Origin of the sequence: Flavobacterium gelidicaeli, assembly GCF_013294005.1 — a bacterium.
GTDB lineage: Bacteria > Bacteroidota > Bacteroidia > Flavobacteriales > Flavobacteriaceae > Flavobacterium.
In genome coordinates this window covers 65777-88367 of sequence record NZ_JABSNK010000002.1, presented here as the reverse complement: position 1 = coordinate 88367, position 22591 = coordinate 65777, and the positions used below count along the sequence as shown (strand labels likewise).

Sequence of the window (22591 nt, the reverse complement as noted above, 5' to 3'; positions counted from 1 at the left end):
TTTAATAATAGTTTTATTTTATCAAAGATAATTTAAAAATAAGTACAAAAAAACCGTCTTGTTTAATTTTTAACAAGACGGTTATTATTTTTATAGAAACAGAATTTGTTATTCTATTTCAGAAACTCTCATGGTGTTTACCATTCCTTTTTCTTTTATAGGCATTGCAGCTAAATTGATTAAGAAATCTCCTTTAGATACATATCCTTTTTCTTTTGCAATTTCATTAACATCAGTTACGGTGTCATCAGTACTTACCGTTTTGTCATAGTAGTATGACTTAACTCCCCATAATAAACTTAGTTGAGTTACAATTCTTTTATTTGATGTAAATACTAAAATATGTGCAGAAGGTCTCCAAGCCGAAATTTGGAAAGCTGTATACCCACTATTTGTCAAAGTACAAATTGCTTTTGCTTTAATAGCATCGGCCATAATTGCTGCGTGACGACAAATTGTTTTTGTGATGAAACGATTTGTTTTAATTTGTGGTGTATTTTGTGGCACTTGAATAAGTGGAGAATCTTCTACTGCTTGAATGATTTGTGTCATTTTTTGGATTACTTGAACAGGATAGTTTCCTGCGGCAGTTTCTCCAGAAAGCATTACAGCATCTGCACCATCCATTACTGAGTTGGCAACGTCATTAACTTCAGCTCTTGTAGGAGTCAAACTAGTGATCATTGTTTCCATCATTTGTGTAGCGACAATTACTGGAATACGCGCCATTTTAGCCTTACGGATCAAGTCTTTTTGAACTAAAGGTACTTCGTGAGCAGGAAGTTCAACTCCTAAATCTCCACGTGCAACCATAAGTCCGTCACAATAAGCAACAATCTTATCCATGTTTTCTAATGCTTCGGGCATTTCGATTTTGGCAATGATTGGGATTTTTACGTCAGAGTGCTCGTTGATTAAATCTTGTAAGTCTTTTAAATCTTGTGGTGTTTTTACAAAAGAAAGTGCAATCCAGTCTACTTTTTGGCCAATTGCGAAAATGGCATCAGCAATATCTTTTTCTGTCAAAGCAGGAAGAGATATTTTAGTATTCGGTAGGTTAACCCCTTTTTTAGATTTTAATTCACCCCCTTGAATTACTCTTGCAACTACTTCTGTTTTTTTGTCAGTAGAAACAATTTCGAAAATAAGTTTTCCGTCATCTAATAAAATTCTTTCTCCTGGATTTACATCATTAGGAAAGTTTTTATATTTCATGAAAACTTTTTCGGCTGTACCAATCACTTCTTCAGCTGTAGTAAATGTGATTAAATTACCGTCATTTACGATAACTCCCTCGTTCATTATTCCTACACGCAGTTTAGGACCTTGTAAGTCTCCTAGGATTGCTGTAGTATAGCCAAATTCATCATTTAAAGATCTAATGATGTTGATTTTTTCTTTAACACCTTCGTAATCTGCATGAGAAAAGTTAATTCTAAATACATTTACTCCTGCGTCAATCATATCTTTTATAATCTCTCTTGTGCTACATGCAGGTCCAAGTGTGGCTACAATTTTGGTTTTTTTGTTTGGAATCATTTGTCTTAAAAAATTAAATTGTTTTTTGATTTTATTTGATTAGTATCTACTGCATACACTGTTGATACATTATCTATGGAATTTAATAGAGTCTTAATTTCGGACACATTTATAGTGTCATCTGTGTTTTCTATTTTTAAAAAATAATCTGCTTTTTTAAATTCTGGAAGTAAGAAAACTTTTGTAGAAATCTCCATTGCAACATTCGAAAACAAATCGTCTGAATTAGCTGCTTTTTGCTGAAGAACTTCGTTTTTATTTTGAATTAAATTCCAAGATATGGTGTTCTCCGAATCAAAATGATAAAATCGGGTGAAATTAGTTTCCCCTTCTTTTATATTTATCTGAACCTCCTCTTTGCTTTTTGCTAAGTTTATAGGAAGTTTTTGATTGATAAAATAAGCCAGTCGATAATCCTCTAATGAAGTATGTATAGCGATTAAAAAATAATCTACTTCATCAAATTCGCCAAGATCCAGTTTGTGAATAGCCATTTACATTAAAAATAATGTTGTAAATATACTATTTCTATTGAAGTTAAAGAGTAGAAAAATGTAATGATTTCGTTAATTTATGAACGAAAACGTTGTAGTTTTGATGAATATGATATTATTTCTTGTCCATTTTTTCTTGAAATGCAAAATAAGCGCGTTGTGATGCTTTTTCTTCAGCCTTCTTTTTTGATGTTGCTCGGGCTTTTGCAATCACTTTATCATCGATACTTAGTTTAACACCAAAAAGGCGTTGGCCATCAATGGCATTGTCTTCAAAAATATCATAATGGAATATTTTTTTCTCTTTTTGGCACCATTCGATAACTAAACTTTTATAGCTAATTACCTTGCCTTCTAATCTCGAAATATCTACGTACGGGACAATAACTCTTTTTTGGATGAATTTCTCGCAGTATGGATATCCCTTGTCTTGATAAATTGCACCAATTAAGGATTCAAAAATATTACCATGAATATTTTCGCCAAAATGTTGAACGGGTACTTTGCTTTCGATAAATTGAATTAATTTTAAGTCTTTCCCTAATTCGTTTAAATGCTCACGACTTACAATTTTTGAACGCATTTTAGTCAAGTAACCTTCATCTCCATGAGGTGCTTCAGTAAATAAATAAGCGGCAATTACGGAGCTTAACATTGCATCGCCTAAAAATTCAAGGCGTTCGTAATTAATTGGGTTTCCCTCAGAGTTCAAGCGATTTGATGACCGATGCGTAAATGCTTTCTTATAGTTTTCTAAGTTATGTGGGGCAAAACCTAATATTTTTTCGATAGCATCAAAAAAAATCCCGTCTTCTAGAGAACGGGATTTAGAAAATATTTTTTTAAATATACTCATAATGGCTTATTACAAGTCTAATTTTTTAACTAATACGCAAGCATTGTGTCCACCAAATCCAAAGGTGTTACTCATAACAATGTTCATTTCTCTTTTTTGAGCTACATTAAATGTAAAGTTCAACTTAGGGTCAATGTTTTCGTCATCAGTAAAATGATTGATTGTAGGAGGTACAATTCCGTATTTCATAGAAAGTATCGAAGAGATTGTTTCTATTGCTCCGGCAGCACCTAATAAATGTCCAGTCATTGATTTTGTTGAATTCAAGTTCATGCTATAAGCATGTTCTCCAAATACGTGTTCGATTGCTTTTGATTCGGCTAGATCACCTAAAGGAGTTGAAGTACCGTGCATGTTTAATCCATCAACATCTGTTGGTTTTAAACCAGCATCTCTCAAACAGTTTAACATTACATTTTTAGCACCTAAACCTTCTGGATGAGGAGCAGTGATGTGATGTGCGTCTGCAGACATTCCTCCACCGCCAATTTCACAGTATATTTTAGCACCACGCGCTACAGCATGTTCGTACTCTTCAAGAATTAATGCACCAGCACCTTCTCCTAGAACAAAACCATCACGGTCTTTATCCATAGGTCTTGAAGCTGTTTTTGGGTCATCATTTCTAGTTGATAAAGCATGCATAGCATTAAAGCCACCCATTCCTGCAATAGTTACCGCAGCCTCAGATCCTCCCGTTACCATAACGTCAGCATGTCCTAAACGGATATAGTTGAACGCGTCTATGATAGCGTTAGTAGATGATGCACAAGCAGAAACTGTTGCAAAGTTAGGTCCTCTAAAACCATATTTTATTGAAATATGACCACAAGCAATGTCTGAGATCATTTTTGGGATAAAAAACGGATTGAATTTTGGAGTACCGTCACCAGCAGCAAAATTCAACATTTCTATTTGAAAAGTTTCTAAACCACCAATTCCTGATCCCCAGATTACTCCAGCTCTATCTTTATCTAATTTTTCAAAATTAAAACCAGCATCGTTTACAGCTTCTTCTGACGAGACCATTGCGTATTGTGCATAACGGTCCATCTTTCTAGCTTCTTTTCTATCTAAGAAATCCTCGGCATTAAAGTTTTTTAATTCGCAGGCAAACTGAGTTTTAAATTTTGAAGCGTCAAAATAAGTTATTGGTGCCGCTCCACTCACTCCATTAATTAGGCTGTTCCAATACTCTTGAATGTTATTTCCTATAGGAGTAAGAGCACCTAAACCTGTCACTACAACTCGTCTTAATACCATAACTATGTGTTTTTATCTTTAAACAAATAATACCCACGCTTTCTTTACTGTATTGTTACAAAAGAGCCGTGGGCATTATCTTATAAATATTCTTTTGATTGAATATCAATCTCAATTTTCTTTTAGAAAAATAATAATAACACCCATATACCATTTGGCATACGGGTGTTTCATTTATTATTTTTTAGCTTCCTCGATATAAGAGATTGCTTGACCTACAGTAGCGATGTTTTCTGCTTGATCGTCTGGAATTTGAATGTCAAATTCTTTTTCGAATTCCATAATAAGCTCAACAGTGTCTAATGAGTCAGCTCCTAAATCATTAGTGAAGCTTGCTTCTGTTACAACTTCGTTTTCGTCAACACCTAATTTGTCTACGATAATCGCTTTTACTCTTGATGCAATGTCTGACATAATCTTTAATTTTAGAATTTAATTTGTTGGCAAAAATAAAAAACTTTATTTTAAAACAACGAATAAGTTGATAAATGTATCAACTAAATTAAAAAAAAGATTTGAACAAAGGCTTCTCAATGTTATTTATTTTGGATTTTTATTCCTTTTTTTGCGTAACTTTAAATTCCTTAATCATGAAAAAAATTCTGATTTTTGCTTCTGGATCGGGCTCTAATGCTGAAAATATTATAAAGTATTTCGAAAATAAAGAAATTGCAACAGTGATTAGTGTTTTTACAAACAATCCAAATGCAACGGTAATTGAAAAGGCAAAAAATCTAGGAGTATCTTCATATATTTTTAATAAAAGCGAATTAATTGAAGGTAAAGTATTACAATACGTAAATAAACTCCAACCAGATTTAATTGTTTTAGCGGGATTTTTGCTTAAATTCCCTGATGATATTATTGCTGCTTATCCTAACAAGGTTATAAATATCCACCCTGCTTTACTGCCTAAATATGGCGGAAAAGGAATGTATGGAATGAATGTTCATCAAGCAGTGGTGGAAAATAAAGAGCTTGAAACTGGAATTACCATTCATTTTGTCAATGAACATTATGATGAAGGCGGAATCCTATTTCAAACAAATGTTTCACTTAATGAAGAGGATACAGCAACAACTGTTGCGGGAAAAATTCATGTTTTAGAACAAAAATATTTTCCTGAAGTTATTGAAAATCTCTTAAAGCAATAAAAGAGACTACCTAGATAGATGGTTATCAAATTTAATATTAAAAATGGATTACGAAGTACATATATATACAGATGGAGCAGCTAAGGGGAATCCTGGAAGAGGTGGCTACGGCGTGGTGATGGAAACCGTAATGATGGGCAAGACATATAGAAAAGAATTTTATGAAGGTTTTAGGTTAACTACTAATAACCGTATGGAATTACTGGCTGTAGTGGTAGGTTTAGAAAAACTAAAAAACCCTAATACAAAAGTATTGGTGGTTAGTGATTCTAAATATGTTATTGATTCAGTGGTTAAGAAATGGGTTTTTGGTTGGGAGAAAAAGAAATTCGTTGACCGAAAAAATGCTGATCTATGGAAAAGGTTGTTAGTTATTTATAGAAAACACCAAGTAGACTTTAAATGGGTAAAAGGACATAATAGCCATCCGCAAAATGAACGTTGTGATGAACTTGCCGTTATGGCTTCAACGCAAAAACAACTTTCTATAGATGCTTTTTATGAAAATCTTGAAGGAGAATTATTGTGATAACTTTGCGAGTTTGAATCTTTGCAACTATGAAAGTTATAAACTATCTTTGCGCCTTAATTCGAAACTCATATAAATGAACAAATTATTGATTGTTGGAACTGTTGCTTTTGACGCAATTGAGACTCCTTTTGGGAAAACAGATAAAATTTTAGGTGGAGCAGGGACATACATCGGTTTGTCGGCTTCTTTTTTTAACTTACAATCTGCGATCGTATCAGTAGTTGGTGACGATTTTCCACAAGAATATTTAGATTTATTGACAGATAGAAATATTGATATTTCTGGTCTTGAAGTTGTTAAAGGTGGTAAAACATTCTTTTGGAGTGGGCGCTACCATAATGACTTGAACTCTAGAGACACACTTGATACACAGTTAAATGTTTTAGCTGATTTTCAACCTAAGGTTCCTGAAAACTATAAAAATGCTGATGTGGTGATGTTAGGAAACTTACATCCGTTAGTGCAAAGTAGTGTTTTAGACCAAATGGCAACACGACCAAAATTAGTTGTTTTAGATACAATGAACTTTTGGATGGACTGCGCTTTACCAGAATTACTTGATGTAATAAAACGTGTAGACGTAATTACTATTAATGATGAAGAGGCAAGGCAACTTTCAGGAGAATATTCTCTTGTTAAGGCTGCAGCCAAAATTCAAACAATGGGTCCTAAATATGTTGTGATTAAAAAAGGAGAGCATGGTGCATTATTGTTCCATGATCAAGATGTTTTCTTTGCACCAGCGTTACCATTAGAAGAGGTCTTTGATCCAACAGGAGCAGGGGATACTTTTGCAGGTGGTTTTGCAGGATTTATTACGCAAAGCGAAAACATATCATTTGAGAATATGAAAAACGCCATTATCTACGGCTCAAATTTAGCTTCCTTTTGTGTAGAGAAATTTGGAACAGAAAGAATGGTCGCTTTAGAAAAAGAAGAAGTGGTATCGCGCTTAAAGCAATTTAAGTCATTGACACAATTTGATATAGAATTATAATGCCTTAAAGCCTCGGAGACGGGGCTTTTTTGATTGCTTATTTGTCGGTATCATTATTGATTGAATTACAATAAGATTATTACAGATAGTTATATTTTAAGAACAACAACAACAACAACACAACTAAAAATAACACAATGAGCGACGCTTTAAAACACGAGTGTGGTATAGCCTTGGTTAGACTACTTAAACCGCTTGAATTTTACAAAGAGAAATACGGTTCAGCTTTTTACGGAATACAAAAAATGTATCTCCTTATGGAAAAGCAACATAACCGCGGACAAGATGGTGCTGGTTTTGCAAGTATTAAATTAGATGTAGAGCCTGGTGAACGTTATATTAGCCGCGTGCGATCGAATCATGCACAACCTATTCAAGATGTTTTTGCTCAAATTAACGATAGGGTTAATGAGGAAATGAAATTACATCCTGAGTACGCTGATGATGTTGCGATGCAAAAAGCAAAAATTCCTTATGTAGGAGAATTGTTTTTAGGTCACGTACGTTATGGAACCTTTGGGAAAAATAGTATTGAGAGTGTTCATCCATTTTTACGTCAAAATAATTGGATGCACCGTAATTTGATTCTTGCAGGAAACTTTAATATGACAAATGTTAAAGAGCTTTTTAATAGTTTGATCGAATTAGGACAGCACCCCAAAGAAATGGCTGATACTGTTACTGTGATGGAAAAGATTGGTCATTTTCTTGATGACGAAGTCACTGACTTATATCAAGAATGTAAAAACAACGGACTTTCTAAAAGAGAGGCTTCTCCTGTAATTGCAGAGAAACTTGATGTGGCTAAAATTTTGGCTAGAGCCTCAAAAAATTTAGATGGTGGATATGCTATGGCTGGTTTATTAGGTCATGGTGATGCTTTTGTTTTTAGAGATCCAGCTGGAATACGTCCTGCTTATTTTTATCAAGATGATGAAGTGGTTGTTGTAGCTTCAGAAAGACCGGTTATTCAAACTGTTTTTAATGTTGATTTTGATAAAGTTCAAGAAATTGAGCCAGGAAACGCATTAATTATAAAAAAGAATGGTACGGTATCTATGCAAGAGATTCTAACTCCTACAGTTAAAAAAGCATGTTCGTTTGAACGAATTTACTTTTCTAGAGGAAGCGATGCAGAAATTTATCAAGAAAGAAAAAATCTAGGAAGATTGATTTTGCCAGCAGTTTTAAAAGCAATCGATCAAGATACTGACAATACTGTTTTTTCATACATTCCGAATACTGCCGAAACTTCTTTTTACGGTTTAGTTGAAGCGGCACAAGATTTTCTAAATCAAAGAAAGAATAATTTTATTCTAAAAAATAGAGATACGCTAACTGCCGAAAGTTTACAAGAATTGCTTTCAGTTAAAATACGTACTGAAAAAGTAGCAATTAAAGATGCAAAATTAAGAACCTTTATTACTGAAGATAGTAGTCGTGATGATTTAGTTGCCCATGTTTATGATGTTACTTACGGCGTAATTAAGCCAACAGATAATTTAGTAATCATTGATGACAGTATTGTTAGAGGAACGACTCTAAAAATGAGTATCATTAAAATGATGGACCGTTTAAATCCAAAAAGAATTGTTGTGGTTTCCTCAGCACCACAAATTAGATTTCCTGATTGCTACGGAATCGATATGGCTAAATTAGAAGGCTTAGTTGCTTTTAGAGCGGCATTAGAATTATTGAAAGAGAGAAATCTTTACCATATTGTTGCTGAAGTGTATGCTAAGTGTAAAGCACAAGAGAATTTTATAGATACAGAGGTAGTAAATTATGTTACAGATATTTATGCGCCGTTTGAGCCGCAAGAAGTATCAGATAAAATTGCTGAAATGTTAAGCTCTCCTGAAATTAAAGCCGAGGTTAAAATTATTTTTCAAACAGTTGAAGATTTACATATAGCTTGTCCTAAAAATTTAGGAGATTGGTATTTCACGGGTGACTATCCTACTCCAGGAGGAAACCGTGTTGTTAATCGTGCTTTTATGAATTTTTATGAAGGTAAAGACGCTAGAGCATACTAAAAAATGCCACGAATAGGGCGTTTGTCGGTTTTATGGGTTATTCATCTTAAATGTTTGGTGACATTAACCTTCTACTGTAAATTTACTGAACCATAAAATTAGTAGGTTAAGTTTATGGTAGATTTGGGGCAAAAAGGGTGGAAGAAATTCCACCTTTTTTATTGGAATAAATTCAACGAAAAAGAAAATAAATTTAAGACGAGTGAGCTAATTAGTTTGTTCGTCTTTTTTATTGGGGTAAAGTTTTTGCGCAATAATAGAAAGTAGATATAGTGTAAAAAAAATAGACAAACAACTTTTCAGTTATCTGTCTATTTTCTATGTTATTTTTTATTTTAAAAAATACTATTTCTCAGATGCAAATCTTCTTGAAACTTCAGTCCAGTTAATTACATTGAAGAAAGCTTCAATATAGTCTGGTCTTCTGTTTTGGTAATGCAAGTAGTAAGCGTGTTCCCAAACATCCATTCCTAAGATTGGAGTTCCTCCACAACCAATACCTGGCATTAATGGATTGTCTTGATTTGGTGTTCCACAAACATCAAGTTTTCCACCTTTATGAACACATAACCAAGCCCATCCTGAACCAAATTGTGTTGCTCCTGCTTTGCTGAATTTTGCTTTGAATTCATCAAAACTCCCAAAATCACTTTCAATTGCTGCAAGTAAATCACCAGTAGGTAGACCGCCACCATCAGGAGACATTACGGTCCAAAAAAGGTTATGATTGTAAAAACCACCACCGTTGTTACGTACAGCTGCATTTTTTAAATCAAGGTTAATTAAGATATTTTCAATTGTCTTTCCTTCCATATCTGTACCAGCAATGGCAGCATTTAGGTTGGTAGTATAAGCGTTGTGATGTTTTGTATAATGAATTTCCATTGTACGTGCATCAATATTTGGTTCTAATGCGTCATACGCATAAGGTAACTGAGGTAATTCAAATGCCATAATATGTTTGTTTAAATATTTATAAAATTTTATTCAAATTTAAACATTTAACTTTGGAAACGGAAATTCTAGATTGTTATAATTTCATTAAATTAATCGTTTGTTGTAATAATAAGGTCATTTTATGCTTGTAAATTTTAATTATTTTATAATTTTCACAAAAGTCTCGTTTTAATTTTATGAGCATTTAAAAGATTTGCATTATCTTTTATGACTCGGCCATAGCCATACAAACGATACTGATTTTTGCTCCAGGAATTTTCAATAATGCTTTAGAGCAGGCTTCTAGAGTTGCGCCGGTAGTTATTACATCGTCAATTAATAAAAAGTGTTTGTTGTGATCTTTTTCGGTGAATATGACGTCAAATGTAGACCCAATCCCTTCGGATCTTCCTAATAAGTTTTTCTTTGATTGTGTTTTGGCGTAAACTTTCCGGATTAATATCGTGCTTGTGTATGTTAAATTTAATCTTTTTGCTAAAGCGAAACCAAAAGTAGTGACTTGGTTGTAACCACGTTCATTAAATTTCCTTTTGTGAAGTGGGACCGGTATAATGCAATCTACAGATTTTAGTTTTGGGATTGTCGCTAAATCTTCGGCGTACCAATTTCCGAGTAATTCCCCAATATCTTCATGACCTCTATATTTTAAATTATGAATCATCTCTTGAACGATTCCTTTTTTATGAAAATAAACAAATGCCGAAGCGTGTATTACATCAACTCTACCATAAAATTTATTAAAAGCTTCGTTTTGAGGATTCAAATGATGGTTTGTCAACGGAATATTATGGCGGCATAAAGTGCAAATTATTTTTTCATTAGATGTTAAAATAACATTACAGCCGCCACATGTTTCAGGGAAGAAGAGATTAATTACGCTTTTGAATAGCTGATTTACCATTTTATTTATAAAAATATGAAAATCAATGCTTCAATCTTACATAAATTCCTTTTTTTTAAGTTCTCTTTTTATATTTTTGCAGTATGGCAAAACAAGAAGATATATTTAAGAATGTAATTTCGCATGCAAAAGAGTACGGTTTTATTTTTCCGTCAAGCGAAATTTACGATGGTTTGAGTGCAGTTTATGATTATGCACAAAACGGAGTAGAGTTAAAAAAGAACATACGTGAATATTGGTGGAAATCAATGGTTCAGATGAATGAAAATATTGTAGGACTTGATGCATCGATATTAATGCACCCTACAACTTGGAAAGCATCAGGCCACGTAGATGCATTTAACGACCCATTAATTGATAATAAAGATTCAAAAAGAAGATATAGAGCTGATGTTTTAATTGAAGATTATGCTGAAAAGCTAAATATCAAAGCAATTAAAGAAGTCGAAAAAGCAAGAGTTCGTTTTGGAGATGCTTTTGATGAAGCTGAATTTGTTTCAACAAATACTAGGGTTGTAGAGTATAAAGCAAGAGAAAGAGAAATTTTAGAGCGTTTAGGACGTTCTTTAGGAAACGAAGATCTTGAAGATGTAAAAGCATTAATCGAAGAGTTAGAAATTGCTTGTCCAGAAACAGGTTCTCGTAATTGGACTGAAGTTCGTCAATTTAATTTGATGTTTGGTACAAAATTAGGAGCATCTGCAGATACTGCTATGGATTTATACTTACGTCCAGAAACAGCGCAAGGTATTTTTGTAAATTTCTTGAATGTACAAAAATCAGGAAGAATGAAAGTTCCTTTTGGTATTGCACAAACAGGTAAAGCATTTAGAAATGAAATTGTTGCAAGACAGTTTATCTTTCGTATGCGTGAATTTGAACAAATGGAAATGCAATTTTTTGTACGTCCAGGCGATGAGATGATCCACTACGAATTCTGGAAAGAAACAAGATTAAAATGGCATTTATCATTAGGGCTAGGTAAGGAAAATTACCGTTACCATGACCATGAGAAATTAGCTCATTATGCTAATGCAGCTGCAGATATTGAATTTAATTTTCCGTTTGGATTTAAAGAACTAGAAGGAATTCATTCTCGTACCGACTTTGATTTAAAAGCACACGAAAAATTCTCTGGAAGAAAATTACAATATTTTGACGCTGAATTAAATAAAAACTACGTTCCTTATGTTGTAGAAACTTCAGTAGGTCTTGACAGAATGTTTTTAGCTGTTTTTGCAACTTCTTTAAAAGAAGAAACTTTAGAGGATGGTTCAACAAGAACAGTATTAAAATTGCCTTCAGTTTTAGCACCAACAAAAGCGGCTGTTTTACCATTAGTTAAAAAAGACGGTTTGCCGGAAATTGCACATAAAATCATTGAAGATTTAAAGTGGGATTTCAGTGTTACTTATGATGAAAAAGATGCAGTAGGTCGACGTTATAGAAGACAAGATGCATTAGGAACACCGTTTTGTATTACAGTAGATCATCAAACTATCGAAGATCAAACAGTGACGATTCGTCATAGAGATACTATGAAACAAGATCGCGTTAAAATATCAGAATTAAATGCTATTATCGAAAATGAAGTAGCTATGAAAAACTGGTTAAAAAGAATGTAATTACTATAGATTAACATATTAAAAAAAGGCTTTCCTGTAGAGGAAAGCCTTTTTTTATGCCCAATAGGCAAAAAGCTTCCTCTCAATTTTAAAAGAAAAGCGCTTTTAATCGTGTATATTTGTGTTTTAACGAGTTAAATTGATATTTTAGAAACTGTAAAAAGTAAAAAAGTAAATTTAATTTTGATTACAACCTCAAGGAGTAACTTTACCTAGAAAGTTATTTTTAAATTGAAAAGACAATTATAAAAATATAAATGAGCTACTCATATATAATTATCGACGATGATCAACAAAATGTTTTGGAGACTCAGGCAGTAGCTGATGGGTTTTCAGAGTTTGTTTTTGTAGCATCAGCAAATAATTATAAAATGGGTTTAAATTTAATTTTAGAACACAAACCAGATTTTGTTTTTCTCGAAATTGATCCAAAAAACATTAAAAGCAAATTATCATTATTATTGATTAATGAACTTCATAGGTATTTAAAAAAAGTTCCAGAAATAATTGTTACTACTAGAAAGAAAAAACTAGCTTTTGAAGCCATCAAATATCAAGTCACAGATTATTTATTGAAGCCTTTAGTAAAAAGTGATTTGGTTAAATTAATTTTAAAATTAAATAAAAGTAGAGAACAAGAGTTAGGGATGTCTTTAAATGATCAATTAACTCCACAGGCCATTTTGTTACAAGATAAAATTACTCCTACACAACAAGCGCTTATCTTGTGTATCAAATCTTATGGAGACTACAGGTATATCGATACAAAGGATATTACCTACCTCAAAGCTGATAATAACTCAACGGATATACATTTAAACACAGGAGAAATGATAACGGCATTCAAAACATTGAAGCATTTTGAGTCGACATTGTATTACCCATTTGTGAGGATTCACAATAGTTATATTGTAAACAGCAGTTATATATCTAGAATTCATACAGGAAATGCTATCTGTCATATAAAAAATGCAGCTACAAAACTTCCTTTTTCTAAAACATACAAATCAAATATTGATCTTATAATTAGTAAAATTTCAAGCAACAATTACCTTGAAATCTAAAATGTATGCAGTTACCATAATTTGGTAGCTGTTTACTATCAGACTACTACAGTTTACCATATACGCTTAATTTTGCGTTGAAAAGGAGGGATGTCGTTATAATTTTACATCAGGAAATCGCTGATAAAGCTGTTCTAAAAAAGTAAAATTTAACAACAACATAAAAATCCCAAATCATGAAAAAATTAATCTCAACAATCGGTTTATTCTCTTTAGTAGTAACAATGAGTTCATTTACAACTCCAGGTAATGGTGGTGAAAATATTATTGGCGGAAACTCAGTTGGCGGTAATGTTAAAGTAGATGATATTATAGGAGGAAATTCAGTTGGTGGTAACGTAAAAGTAGATGATATAATTGGAGGAAATTCAGTTGGAGGAAATGTAAAGGTAGATGATATAATTGGAGGAAATTCAGTTGGAGGAAATGTGAAAGTCGACTAAATAAAAATTAAATAAATAAAAAAGGCCATCAATTATTTGATGGCCTTTTTTATGTTGGTGGTTTTATTTTACTATTTTTGGTAAAACGATGCGCAAATTGAAAGTTACTTATTTATTATTGGTTGTTTTTTTTATTTTTATGAGTTGCTCTCAGAAAAATGAAAGTCAGAAAGTTTTAACATCTTCGGAAGATAGTTTATCTGTTTATTTTTCTTTAGCCAATGATTTTTCTTTAACCGTAGAAAAGCGCTTGTCATATACTCAGAAAGCCTATAATGTAATTGCAGAAAAAGATAATGATTCACTTTATAGAGTAAATTTATTTAAAGTCGCAAACCGTTATTATAATATAAATGATTGGCAGAGATTTAGTAAAACAGTTCATTTAGTTTTGGATAAAGCTGAATTAGTAAGCGATACTTCTAATATTACAAAAGCCTATACTTATTTGGGTGATTATTATCAATCACAGTCAGTATTAGATAGTTCATTTCTATTTTATTATAAAGCTGAAAAAATATATTTTAAATTAGGAGACAATTATAATTTAGGTAAAACATTAATTAATAAAGCAAATTTACAATTTAAAGCTGGAGATTTCTTTGGTTCAGAGAAATCAGTATATAACGTATTACGTTTTATTAAAAAGGATAAGAAATCAAATAATACTCTATATGATGCTTATAATTTGTTAGGTGTTATATATGGCGAATTAGGTGAATACGAGAATGCACTTACGTACCATAAAAAGGCATTGCTAATAAGTGATGATGAAATTATTCCTAAAGTATTTCAATCTAAAGCCACTTCCTATAATAATATTGGCTTTTTGTATTTAAGCGAAAAAAAACAGAGTTTAGCTAAAATCTATTTTCAAGATGGACTAAAACAATCAAATTTAAAAGGCCAAAAACCTGCACTATATGCGATGTTATTAGATAACTTGGCGTATGCTAAATTTATGTCTAATGATACCATTGAACTTCCGAAACTTTTTTTTGAGGCACTCAAAATAAGAGATAGTTTAAAGTTAAGTTCAGGTATATTTATAAATAAAATACATTTATCTGAATATTATGCTTCCGTCCATGACACTGCTACGTCAATTAAATTTGCAAAAGAAGCATATTCTTTGACTAAGACAACTAATGTACGCAGAGATATTCTTGTTGCGCTTAAACAGCTTTCTGTTGTTAACCCTACAAATGCTTCAATTTATTCAAAAGAATATATTAGGAATAATGAACAACTTCAAAAGGCAGAAAGAAAAATAGGTGATAAGTTCACTCGTATTGAATATGAAACCGATCAAATAAAAGATAAGAACTCAGATTTAGAAACTCAAAACAGAAATTTAGTTTATATTTTTAGTTTTGTAATTTTATTGGGTATTTTTTTGTATATTATTAAAGCTCAAAAAGCAAAAAATAAAGAGTTAGTATACATTCAACAACAACAAAAAACAAACGAGGAGATTTATAACCTAATGATCTCGCAACAAAGTACCATTGAAGTAAATAGGGTAAAGGAAAGAAAACGTTTAGCACAGGAATTACATGACGGCGTCTTAGGAAAAATGTTTGGAATCAGGATGAATTTAGATGGCTTGAATAGGTTTAAAGATGAATTGGCAATGGACCAAAGAGACAACTACATAGTTGAGCTTAAAAATGTTGAACAAGATATTCGGGAAATTTCACATGATTTGAGTAAAGAAAAATCAGGATTAATTAATAACTTCGTAGCAATTGTTGAAGATTTATTTGAAGAACAACGCAAAACTTTTAAAAGTAAACTGATATCTAATATTGACTCAGATATTAAATGGGAGCTAATTGTCAATTCAATAAAAATCAATTTATATCGGATCATTCAAGAATCATTACAAAATATTAATAAGTATGCTTATGCAGATACGATTATAATAGAATTAAAAAAGCAAGATAAAACGCTTCTATTAATAATTAGTGATGATGGTATCGGTTTTGACACCAAATTAAAAAGAAAAGGCATAGGTTTGCAAAATATTATCTCTAGAACGAAAGATTGTAACGGAACTTTTGATATTGAGTCTAAAAAAAATAGTGGGACAACGATAACAATTACAGTTCCATTAGAACAAAAAATAAATACCAGCAATAATGACAAGTAACTCTGTTGTAACAAATAGCATTAAGAATAATATCTTAATTGTTGATGACCATCCTTTTATAATTCAAGGATATAAAAATGCAATTACAAGATATCATCCTGATAATTATGAGTTTATAATTGATGAAGCTAAAGACTGCGAGTCGGCTTATCACATTATAACAAATGCGAGTACACCAGATTTTGATATTGCATTTTTAGATATAAGCATGCCAACTTATGAAGAAAAAGGTTTGTATTCAGGTGAGGATTTAGCAAGGCTAATTTTAGAAAAGATGCCTAATTGCAAGATTATTTTACTTACAATGTTTACAGAGTTCCTCAAGATACAAACAATCATTGATGGTATAAATCCACATGGATTAGTAATTAAAAATGACCTAACGTTTAATGAGTTGCTTTTTGCTTTTGATAAAGTAATCAATAACGAACGTTATTATAGTAATTCGGTTCTTAAAATGTTAGAATCCCAAGAACATAGAATTGAGATTGATATATTTGATAAACAAATTTTATTTCATTTATCAAAAGGAACAAAATCAAAAGACATGATGCAGTATATTCCTATTTCGTCTAATGCTATTGCTGTTCGAAAGTTAAACCTAAAAAAAATATTAGGTTTACCAGAAGGTACTGATATAGAGTTAGTTCGTGAAGCAAGAAGTAAAGGGTTACTTTTTTAAGTACATTTTTATTTATATAAAAAGAGGCATCATTTTTAAATGATGCCTCTTTTTTTGTTATTCGCTTAATGCGTTCCATCCTCTAGCTTTAAGAGGAATGCGGGTGTTAGCTCGAGTAACTAAGTGTATTCCCTCACTTTCTTGAACCATGTGCCCAATAATAGAAAAATTAGGATTTGCTTTTATTTTTTCGAAATCTTCCATTGCAATTGTAAACAGTAACTCATAGTCTTCACCGCCATTTATTGCAACAGTGGTGCTGTCAATATCAAATTCTTCACACACGCTTATTAATTGTGGGTCTAAGGGTAATTTATCTTCATAAAGATTACAACCTACCTTTGATTGCTTGCACAAGTGCATGATTTCAGATGAAAGACCGTCAGAGATGTCAATCATGGATGTTGGCTTTATTTCTAAGGCATGCAATAAAGTACGTACATCTTTACGAGCTTCAGGTTTTAATTGGCGTTCAATTAAGTAGGTATACAAATCTAAGTCGGGCTGCGAATTTGGATTCACTTGAAACACTTGTTTCTCTCTTTCTAGAACTTGTAATCCCATATAAGCGGCACCTATATCTCCTGTAACTACTAATAAATCAGAACTTTTTGCTCCATTTCTATAAACGATTTCGTCTTCGTCTGCTTCACCTATTGCAGTGATACTTATAATTAATCCTTTTTGAGATGAGGTAGTATCTCCTCCTATCACATCTACTTTATATTCTGCGGCAGCGTGAGCAATTCCTTCAAATAATTCATCTAAAGCCTCTAGTGGAAAACGGTTTGACACCGCAACAGACACTGTTATTTGCGTTGCCTTTGCATTCATTGCACAAATATCAGAGATGTTAACTACTACAGCTTTATATCCTAAATGCTTTAAGGGCATGTAAGCCAAATCAAAGTGTACTCCTTCTATCAATAAATCAGTAGAAACGACTACTTTTTTTTCTTTAAAATCCAAAACAGCTGCATCATCTCCTATACCTTTTAACGTAGAACTTTGATTTACCTCAAAGTTTTTAGTAAGATGATCTATCAGTCCAAATTCTCCTAATTGTGCAATACTAGTGCGTTGTGGGTTTTTATCTTCAATCATTATTTTTAATTTAAAAAGCAAAGGTACAAAGATAATTAGATAGTGATTTTTCAGGGAGCATCTATTTGATTTTTTGTAAGAATATTTTCGACTACTTGTTAATATTATTGTAACAATTGCAGTTGTTTACCTACTAATGTATAAACCATTTAAATTATTCACAATGAACCTGAAAATAACTAACCTTAGTAAGACCTATAAAAACGGTGTAAAAGCACTTGATAATTTGAATTTAGAAATTGGAACTGGAATGTTTGGTTTACTTGGGCCTAACGGTGCTGGTAAGTCATCATTGATGCGAACAATTGCTACGTTACAAAAACCAGATTCGGGTACGATTGAATTTGATGGTAGTAATGTCTTAGAAGATCAAATGTCGCTAAGAAAAGTTTTGGGCTATTTGCCGCAAGAATTCGGAGTCTATCCTAACATGTCTGCTGAGAGCTTACTAGATTATTTTGCTCAGTTAAAAGGGATTTCGAGTAAAAAAGAAAGGCAAGAGATCATCAAGCAAGTCCTAGAGGTGACCAATTTGTATGAAGTTCGAATGAAATTTGTAAACGGCTATTCTGGAGGAATGAAACAACGTTTTGGAATCGCCCAATTGCTGTTGAACAACCCAAAATTAATTATAGTTGACGAACCTACTTCTGGTTTAGATCCAGCAGAAAGACATCGTTTTTTGAATGTGTTACGCGAGATAGGGACAAATCATACTGTGATCTTTTCGACGCACATTGTTGATGATGTGAAAGAGCTTTGTAATGAGGTTGCCATTTTAAATGGAGGGAAAATTCTAACTAAGGGGACACCTACAGCAGTTATTGCGGCACTTGAGGGCACAATATGGACTAAGGTTATTGATAGAGATAGCTTAGAGGAAAATGAGAAAAAATTTAATGTTATCTCGTCTAATTACAATCAAGATAATACCTTAAATATTAGAGTGCAAAGTATTGGGCAACCTGACGAACAATTTGTTACGGCTGCTCCGCAATTAGAAGATGTATATTTTGTAGCACTTAAAAAAGATACTGTATTATGTTAGGAACTATATTTACTTTTGAAGTAAAAAGGTGGCTTAAAAATCCGTCGTTTTACATTTATACAGCGTTATTTTTTATTTTCTCATTATTGATGGCTGCTGCTGCACTAGGTATTTTTGACGGTTTTACAGTAACGACCTCATCTAATACTCTTGTCAACTCGCCCATAGCATTAAATGGTTTAATAAACGGGCTATCTACCTTTACCTATTTCTTAGTACCTACCATTATTGGAGCTTCTATCTACAGGGATTTTAAATATAATATGCACACTATTCTCTTTTCCTATCCTTTTACTAAAATGGATTATTTACTAGGGAAGTTCTTGAGTTCATTTTTTATAGTAATCTTAATTGTAGCGGGTATTGGCGTTGCCACGTATCTCGCAAGTTTTTTACCAGGTACTAATCAAAGTTTGTTAGGACCATACAGTATCGTAGCCTACTTACAAATCTACTGCATCTTTGTTATTCCGAATCTATTTTTTTACGGGGTTATCGTTTTTGCGATCGTTACCATTACTAGAAATATATCTGTAGGATTTATTGCAGTGATTGTAATGTTGTTTTTAGACGCTATTATAGGGAGTTTTACTAATGATACAGACAATCGTTATTTAGCTGGAATTCTAAATCCTTCTGGTAGTGAGGCTCTTTCCTATTATACGCAATACTGGACCGCTTCAGAGAAAAATGTAAATTTACTGCCTTTTGATAGTGTGATTATATACAATAGGTTGTTGTGGTTAGGAGTTTCAATCATCATATTTATTTTATTATATCGCTATTTTTCATTTACACAAACGGCATTAACTTTTGGAAAAAGTAGAAAGGAAGAACGCGTTACTAAAAATAATTTTGGAGGTATCACTAGAATAAAACTTCCTAATACTACTTTTAATTATTCGACAAAAAATAATCTAAAAACAGCTTGGAATCTTTCGAACATCGACTTTATTTTTATCGTTAAAAATTGGGTTTTCATTAGTATTGTAATTGTAGGGCTCGTTTTTATATTGTTAACGTCACTGACTTCTGGAGTTATTTTTGGAACAAGTACCTATCCTACAACTTGGCAAATGCTTGAGATACCAGGAAGCACTTTTGGTTTGTTTATTAATTTACTAACATTTTTATTTGCTGGTATACTTACGCATCATGGTGCTACCACTAGAATGAATCATTTAGTAGATGTAACGCCTACACCTAACTGGGTATTTTTAGTCTCTAAGTTTCTAGCAGTAGTAAAAATGCAAATCGTTTTACTAGCAGTAATTCTAATAGCTGGTGTAGCAATTCAAACATATCATGGTTATTATAATTTCGAAATAGGCCATTATCTTTATGAATTATATGTTATAAAATTGGTCAATTTTATAATCTGGGCTTTCTTAGCATTTTTTATACAAACACTTTTTAAAAACTACTTACTAGGATTTTTTGTATTGCTAATTTTAACAATAGGATTGGCTTATTTACCAACTCTTGGTGTAGAGCAGGGTGTTTTTAGATTCAATAGTGATGGTGGGTTTCAATATTCTGATATGAATGGATATGGAAGTAGCCTGCCGCTTTATTTCCTATATAAAGGGTATTGGTTTATGTTAGGGTTGGCTTTGTTCGGGTTTACATTATTATTCTGGACGAGAGGAATGGGGCAAAAAGCTTCGGCAAGATTAAAAGATGCTAAAGAACGTTTTCATGGGGCAAAAGCACTTTTAATCCGTTTGTCTTTAATTGGGTTCTTAGCATTGGGTGCGACTTTTTATTATCAAAATAATGTTTTACACCAGTATGACTCTAACTTAGATAATGAGAAATCACAAGCGACTTGGGAAAAGAAATACAAGAAATATCAAAATTATGCACAACCGCGTATTACCGCAATCAATGTTGATGTGGCTTTATATCCTGATAAAAGAGATTTTGTTGCAAGCGGAACCTACATTTTAAAGAATAAAAGCAAGCAAGCTATCGACTCTATATTTATCGACTATAATGAGTATAAAACTAAAATCAAGTTTGCGGTTGCAACTAAATTAGTGTCAAAGGATAGTGTGTTTAATTTCAATATTTATAAATTAGATCAGCCACTTTATGTAGGGGATTCTATTGTAATGAATTTCGAAATTAAAAATGAAGCAAACACTGTTTTTAGATCGAATTCTCCTGTGATTGCTAATGGAACTTTCATTAACAACGGCATTTTTCCGTCAATAGGCTATAATGATCAAGGTGAATTGACAGATGATGAAGTTAGAAAAACCTATGGTTTAAAGCCAAAGGATCGTATGGCTAGTCCTACTGATTCTATTGCAAGAATGAATACGTACATTAGTAACGATGCTGATTGGGTAAGATTTGAAACAACAGTTAGTACGGCGGGAGATCAAACTGCTATTGCTCCAGGCTACTTGCAAAAGCAATGGAAAAAAGACGGAAGAAACTATTTTCATTATAAAATGGACCAAAAAATGCTGAACTTCTACGCATATAATTCAGCTAAGTATAAGGTCAAAAAAGACAAGTGGAACGATGTTGCTATCGAAATCTACTATCAGGAAGGGCATGAATATAATTTAGATCGAATGATTGCTGGAGTTAAAAAATCATTGGCATATTATACCGCAAATTTTAGTCCGTATCAGCACAAACAGGTTCGAATAATCGAATATCCTAAAACTGGTGGAGAATTTGCGCAATCTTTTGCAAACACGATTCCTTTTTCAGAAGCGATAGGTTTCATAGCATCTGTAGATGACGAAGATCAAGAAGCGGTAGATTATCCTTTTGCGATAACATCACATGAAGTTGCTCATCAATGGTGGGCACATCAAGTAATAGGGGCAAATGTACAGGGAGCCACAATGTTATCTGAAAGCTTATCAGAATATAGTTCGCTTAAAGTTTTAGAGCACCAATATGGTAAATCTCAAATGCGTAAATTCCTTAAGGTCGCCCTTGATAAGTACTTACAAGGAAGAACAAGAGAACGCAAAAAAGAGCAACCACTTATGTATAATGAAAACCAGCAATACATACATTATAACAAAGGTTCGCTAGTTTTTTATGCGCTAAGCGACTTTATTGGAGAGAAAAACTTAAACAATGTTTTAAAGGATTACATAAAGAAAGTTGGTTTTCAAGACGCTCCCTATACCAATAGTATTGAGCTAGTGACTATGTTAAAAGCGGCGACTCCAGATTCTTTACAATATACAATCAAGGATATGTTTGAAACTATCACTTTGTATGATAATAACATTAGTAACGTTACGAGTAAAAAATTGAAAAATGGGAAGTACCAAGTAGATATTCAGTTTAATGTGGCTAAATACCGTTCAAATGATCAAGGAACTCGAATCTATAAAGACGCTAATGGTAAGACTATATCGTATAAGAAAAAAGGTGACGAGATAGGTCTTAGTTCATTGCCTTTAAATGATTTTATCGAAATAGGAATCTTTAAACAAGACGAGGTTAAAGATAAAAAGGTTGAAAAACAGCTGCATCTTAAAAAATACAGAATCAATAAAATTGACAATAAACTTTCTATTATAGTTGATGAAAAACCTACAGAGGTTGGAGTGGATCCCTTTAATAAATTGATTGACACCAATTCTGATGATAATCGTAGAAAACTTTAATTTGTTTTAATTTCAAAAGGCGAAGGGATATTCTCTTCGCCTTTTTTATTTTAAAAGCCTTTTATTAATTTTGAAATTAGGTGGCGTAACATTAAATTTA

19 protein-coding genes are annotated in these 22591 nt (G+C 32.4%); 11 read left to right on the top strand and 8 right to left on the bottom strand.

Annotation, left to right across the window (positions count from 1 at the left end; translation table 11 throughout):
* Positions 1–108: 108 nt before the first annotated feature.
* From pyk to HNP99_RS03075, 5 genes are all read right to left on the bottom strand, one after another.
* Positions 109–1539 (bottom strand): pyruvate kinase, encoded by a 1431-nt coding sequence (pyk, locus tag HNP99_RS03095; protein ID WP_173851187.1) that lies wholly within the window; start codon positions 1537–1539, stop codon positions 109–111.
* 5 nt (positions 1540–1544) lie between these two features.
* Complete coding sequence (locus HNP99_RS03090) at positions 1545–2033, bottom strand: IPExxxVDY family protein (protein ID WP_173851185.1); 489 nt, start codon at positions 2031–2033, stop codon at positions 1545–1547.
* 115 nt (positions 2034–2148) lie between these two features.
* The gene (gene rnc, locus HNP99_RS03085; RefSeq protein WP_173851183.1) at positions 2149–2889 is read right to left on the bottom strand and encodes a ribonuclease III; all 741 of its coding nucleotides are present in this window, start codon (positions 2887–2889) and stop codon (positions 2149–2151) included.
* A gap of 9 nt (positions 2890–2898) precedes the next feature.
* The gene (gene fabF / locus HNP99_RS03080; protein WP_173851181.1) at positions 2899–4152 is read right to left on the bottom strand and encodes a beta-ketoacyl-ACP synthase II; all 1254 of its coding nucleotides are present in this window, start codon (positions 4150–4152) and stop codon (positions 2899–2901) included.
* Between the two features lie 177 nt (positions 4153–4329).
* The gene (locus tag HNP99_RS03075; RefSeq protein ID WP_007137004.1) at positions 4330–4566 is read right to left on the bottom strand and encodes an acyl carrier protein; all 237 of its coding nucleotides are present in this window, start codon (positions 4564–4566) and stop codon (positions 4330–4332) included.
* A 176-nt stretch (positions 4567–4742) separates the two neighbouring features.
* Here HNP99_RS03075 and purN point away from each other — a divergent pair, with 176 nt between their 5' ends.
* From purN to HNP99_RS03055, 4 genes are all read left to right on the top strand, one after another.
* The gene (gene purN / locus HNP99_RS03070) at positions 4743–5306 is read left to right on the top strand and encodes a phosphoribosylglycinamide formyltransferase (protein ID WP_173851179.1); all 564 of its coding nucleotides are present in this window, start codon (positions 4743–4745) and stop codon (positions 5304–5306) included.
* 43 nt (positions 5307–5349) lie between these two features.
* Positions 5350–5835: a ribonuclease HI gene (gene rnhA / locus HNP99_RS03065; RefSeq protein ID WP_173851177.1), complete on the top strand. Its 486-nt coding sequence runs from the start codon at positions 5350–5352 to the stop codon at positions 5833–5835.
* A 76-nt stretch (positions 5836–5911) separates the two neighbouring features.
* Positions 5912–6835 carry a PfkB family carbohydrate kinase gene (locus HNP99_RS03060; protein ID WP_173851175.1) on the top strand — a complete coding sequence of 308 codons (924 nt, stop codon included), beginning with the start codon at positions 5912–5914 and terminating at the stop codon, positions 6833–6835.
* A 137-nt stretch (positions 6836–6972) separates the two neighbouring features.
* Positions 6973–8871, top strand: a complete 1899-nt coding sequence (locus HNP99_RS03055; RefSeq protein WP_173851173.1) for an amidophosphoribosyltransferase — start codon at positions 6973–6975, stop codon at positions 8869–8871.
* A gap of 345 nt (positions 8872–9216) precedes the next feature.
* Here HNP99_RS03055 and HNP99_RS03050 read toward each other — a convergent pair whose 3' ends face one another.
* Together HNP99_RS03050 and HNP99_RS03045 are read right to left on the bottom strand one after the other, a co-directional pair.
* Positions 9217–9825 carry a superoxide dismutase gene (locus HNP99_RS03050; protein WP_173851171.1) on the bottom strand — a complete coding sequence of 203 codons (609 nt, stop codon included), beginning with the start codon at positions 9823–9825 and terminating at the stop codon, positions 9217–9219.
* Between the two features lie 208 nt (positions 9826–10033).
* Positions 10034–10729, bottom strand: coding sequence for a ComF family protein (locus HNP99_RS03045; protein WP_173851169.1), 696 nt, complete (start codon positions 10727–10729; stop codon positions 10034–10036).
* An 83-nt stretch (positions 10730–10812) separates the two neighbouring features.
* On the opposite strand from HNP99_RS03045, the gene HNP99_RS03040 reads away from it, so the two are divergent.
* The 5 genes from HNP99_RS03040 to HNP99_RS03020 all read left to right on the top strand — a co-directional run bounded on the left by HNP99_RS03040 (position 10813) and on the right by HNP99_RS03020 (position 16695).
* Positions 10813–12354, top strand: coding sequence for a glycine--tRNA ligase (locus HNP99_RS03040; RefSeq protein ID WP_173851167.1), 1542 nt, complete (start codon positions 10813–10815; stop codon positions 12352–12354).
* Between the two features lie 257 nt (positions 12355–12611).
* Positions 12612–13418: a LytR/AlgR family response regulator transcription factor gene (locus HNP99_RS03035; protein ID WP_173851165.1), complete on the top strand. Its 807-nt coding sequence runs from the start codon at positions 12612–12614 to the stop codon at positions 13416–13418.
* Positions 13419–13594: 176 nt separating this feature from the next.
* Positions 13595–13861, top strand: a complete 267-nt coding sequence (locus HNP99_RS03030) for a 3-oxoacyl-ACP reductase (protein WP_173851163.1) — start codon at positions 13595–13597, stop codon at positions 13859–13861.
* Between the two features lie 88 nt (positions 13862–13949).
* The gene (locus HNP99_RS03025; RefSeq protein WP_173851162.1) at positions 13950–16013 is read left to right on the top strand and encodes a tetratricopeptide repeat-containing sensor histidine kinase; all 2064 of its coding nucleotides are present in this window, start codon (positions 13950–13952) and stop codon (positions 16011–16013) included.
* Entirely contained in the window at positions 16003–16695 is a 693-nt protein-coding gene (locus HNP99_RS03020; RefSeq protein ID WP_173851160.1) for a response regulator, read from the top strand. The genes HNP99_RS03025 and HNP99_RS03020 overlap by 11 nt, the downstream gene beginning before the upstream one ends.
* Positions 16696–16752: 57 nt before the next feature.
* On the opposite strand, the gene thiL is transcribed toward HNP99_RS03020, so the two are convergent.
* Positions 16753–17799 (bottom strand): thiamine-phosphate kinase, encoded by a 1047-nt coding sequence (gene thiL, locus HNP99_RS03015; protein WP_173838029.1) that lies wholly within the window; start codon positions 17797–17799, stop codon positions 16753–16755.
* Positions 17800–17962: 163 nt separating this feature from the next.
* Between thiL and HNP99_RS03010 the strand changes: the two genes are divergently transcribed.
* Entirely contained in the window at positions 17963–18847 is an 885-nt protein-coding gene (locus HNP99_RS03010) for an ABC transporter ATP-binding protein (RefSeq protein WP_173838028.1), read from the top strand.
* On the top strand, positions 18841–22491 hold the full coding sequence (locus HNP99_RS03005) for an ABC transporter permease/M1 family aminopeptidase (protein WP_173851158.1): 3651 nt from the start codon (positions 18841–18843) through the stop codon (positions 22489–22491). Before HNP99_RS03010 ends, HNP99_RS03005 begins: the two co-directional genes overlap by 7 nt.
* Positions 22492–22591 lie beyond the last annotated feature (100 nt).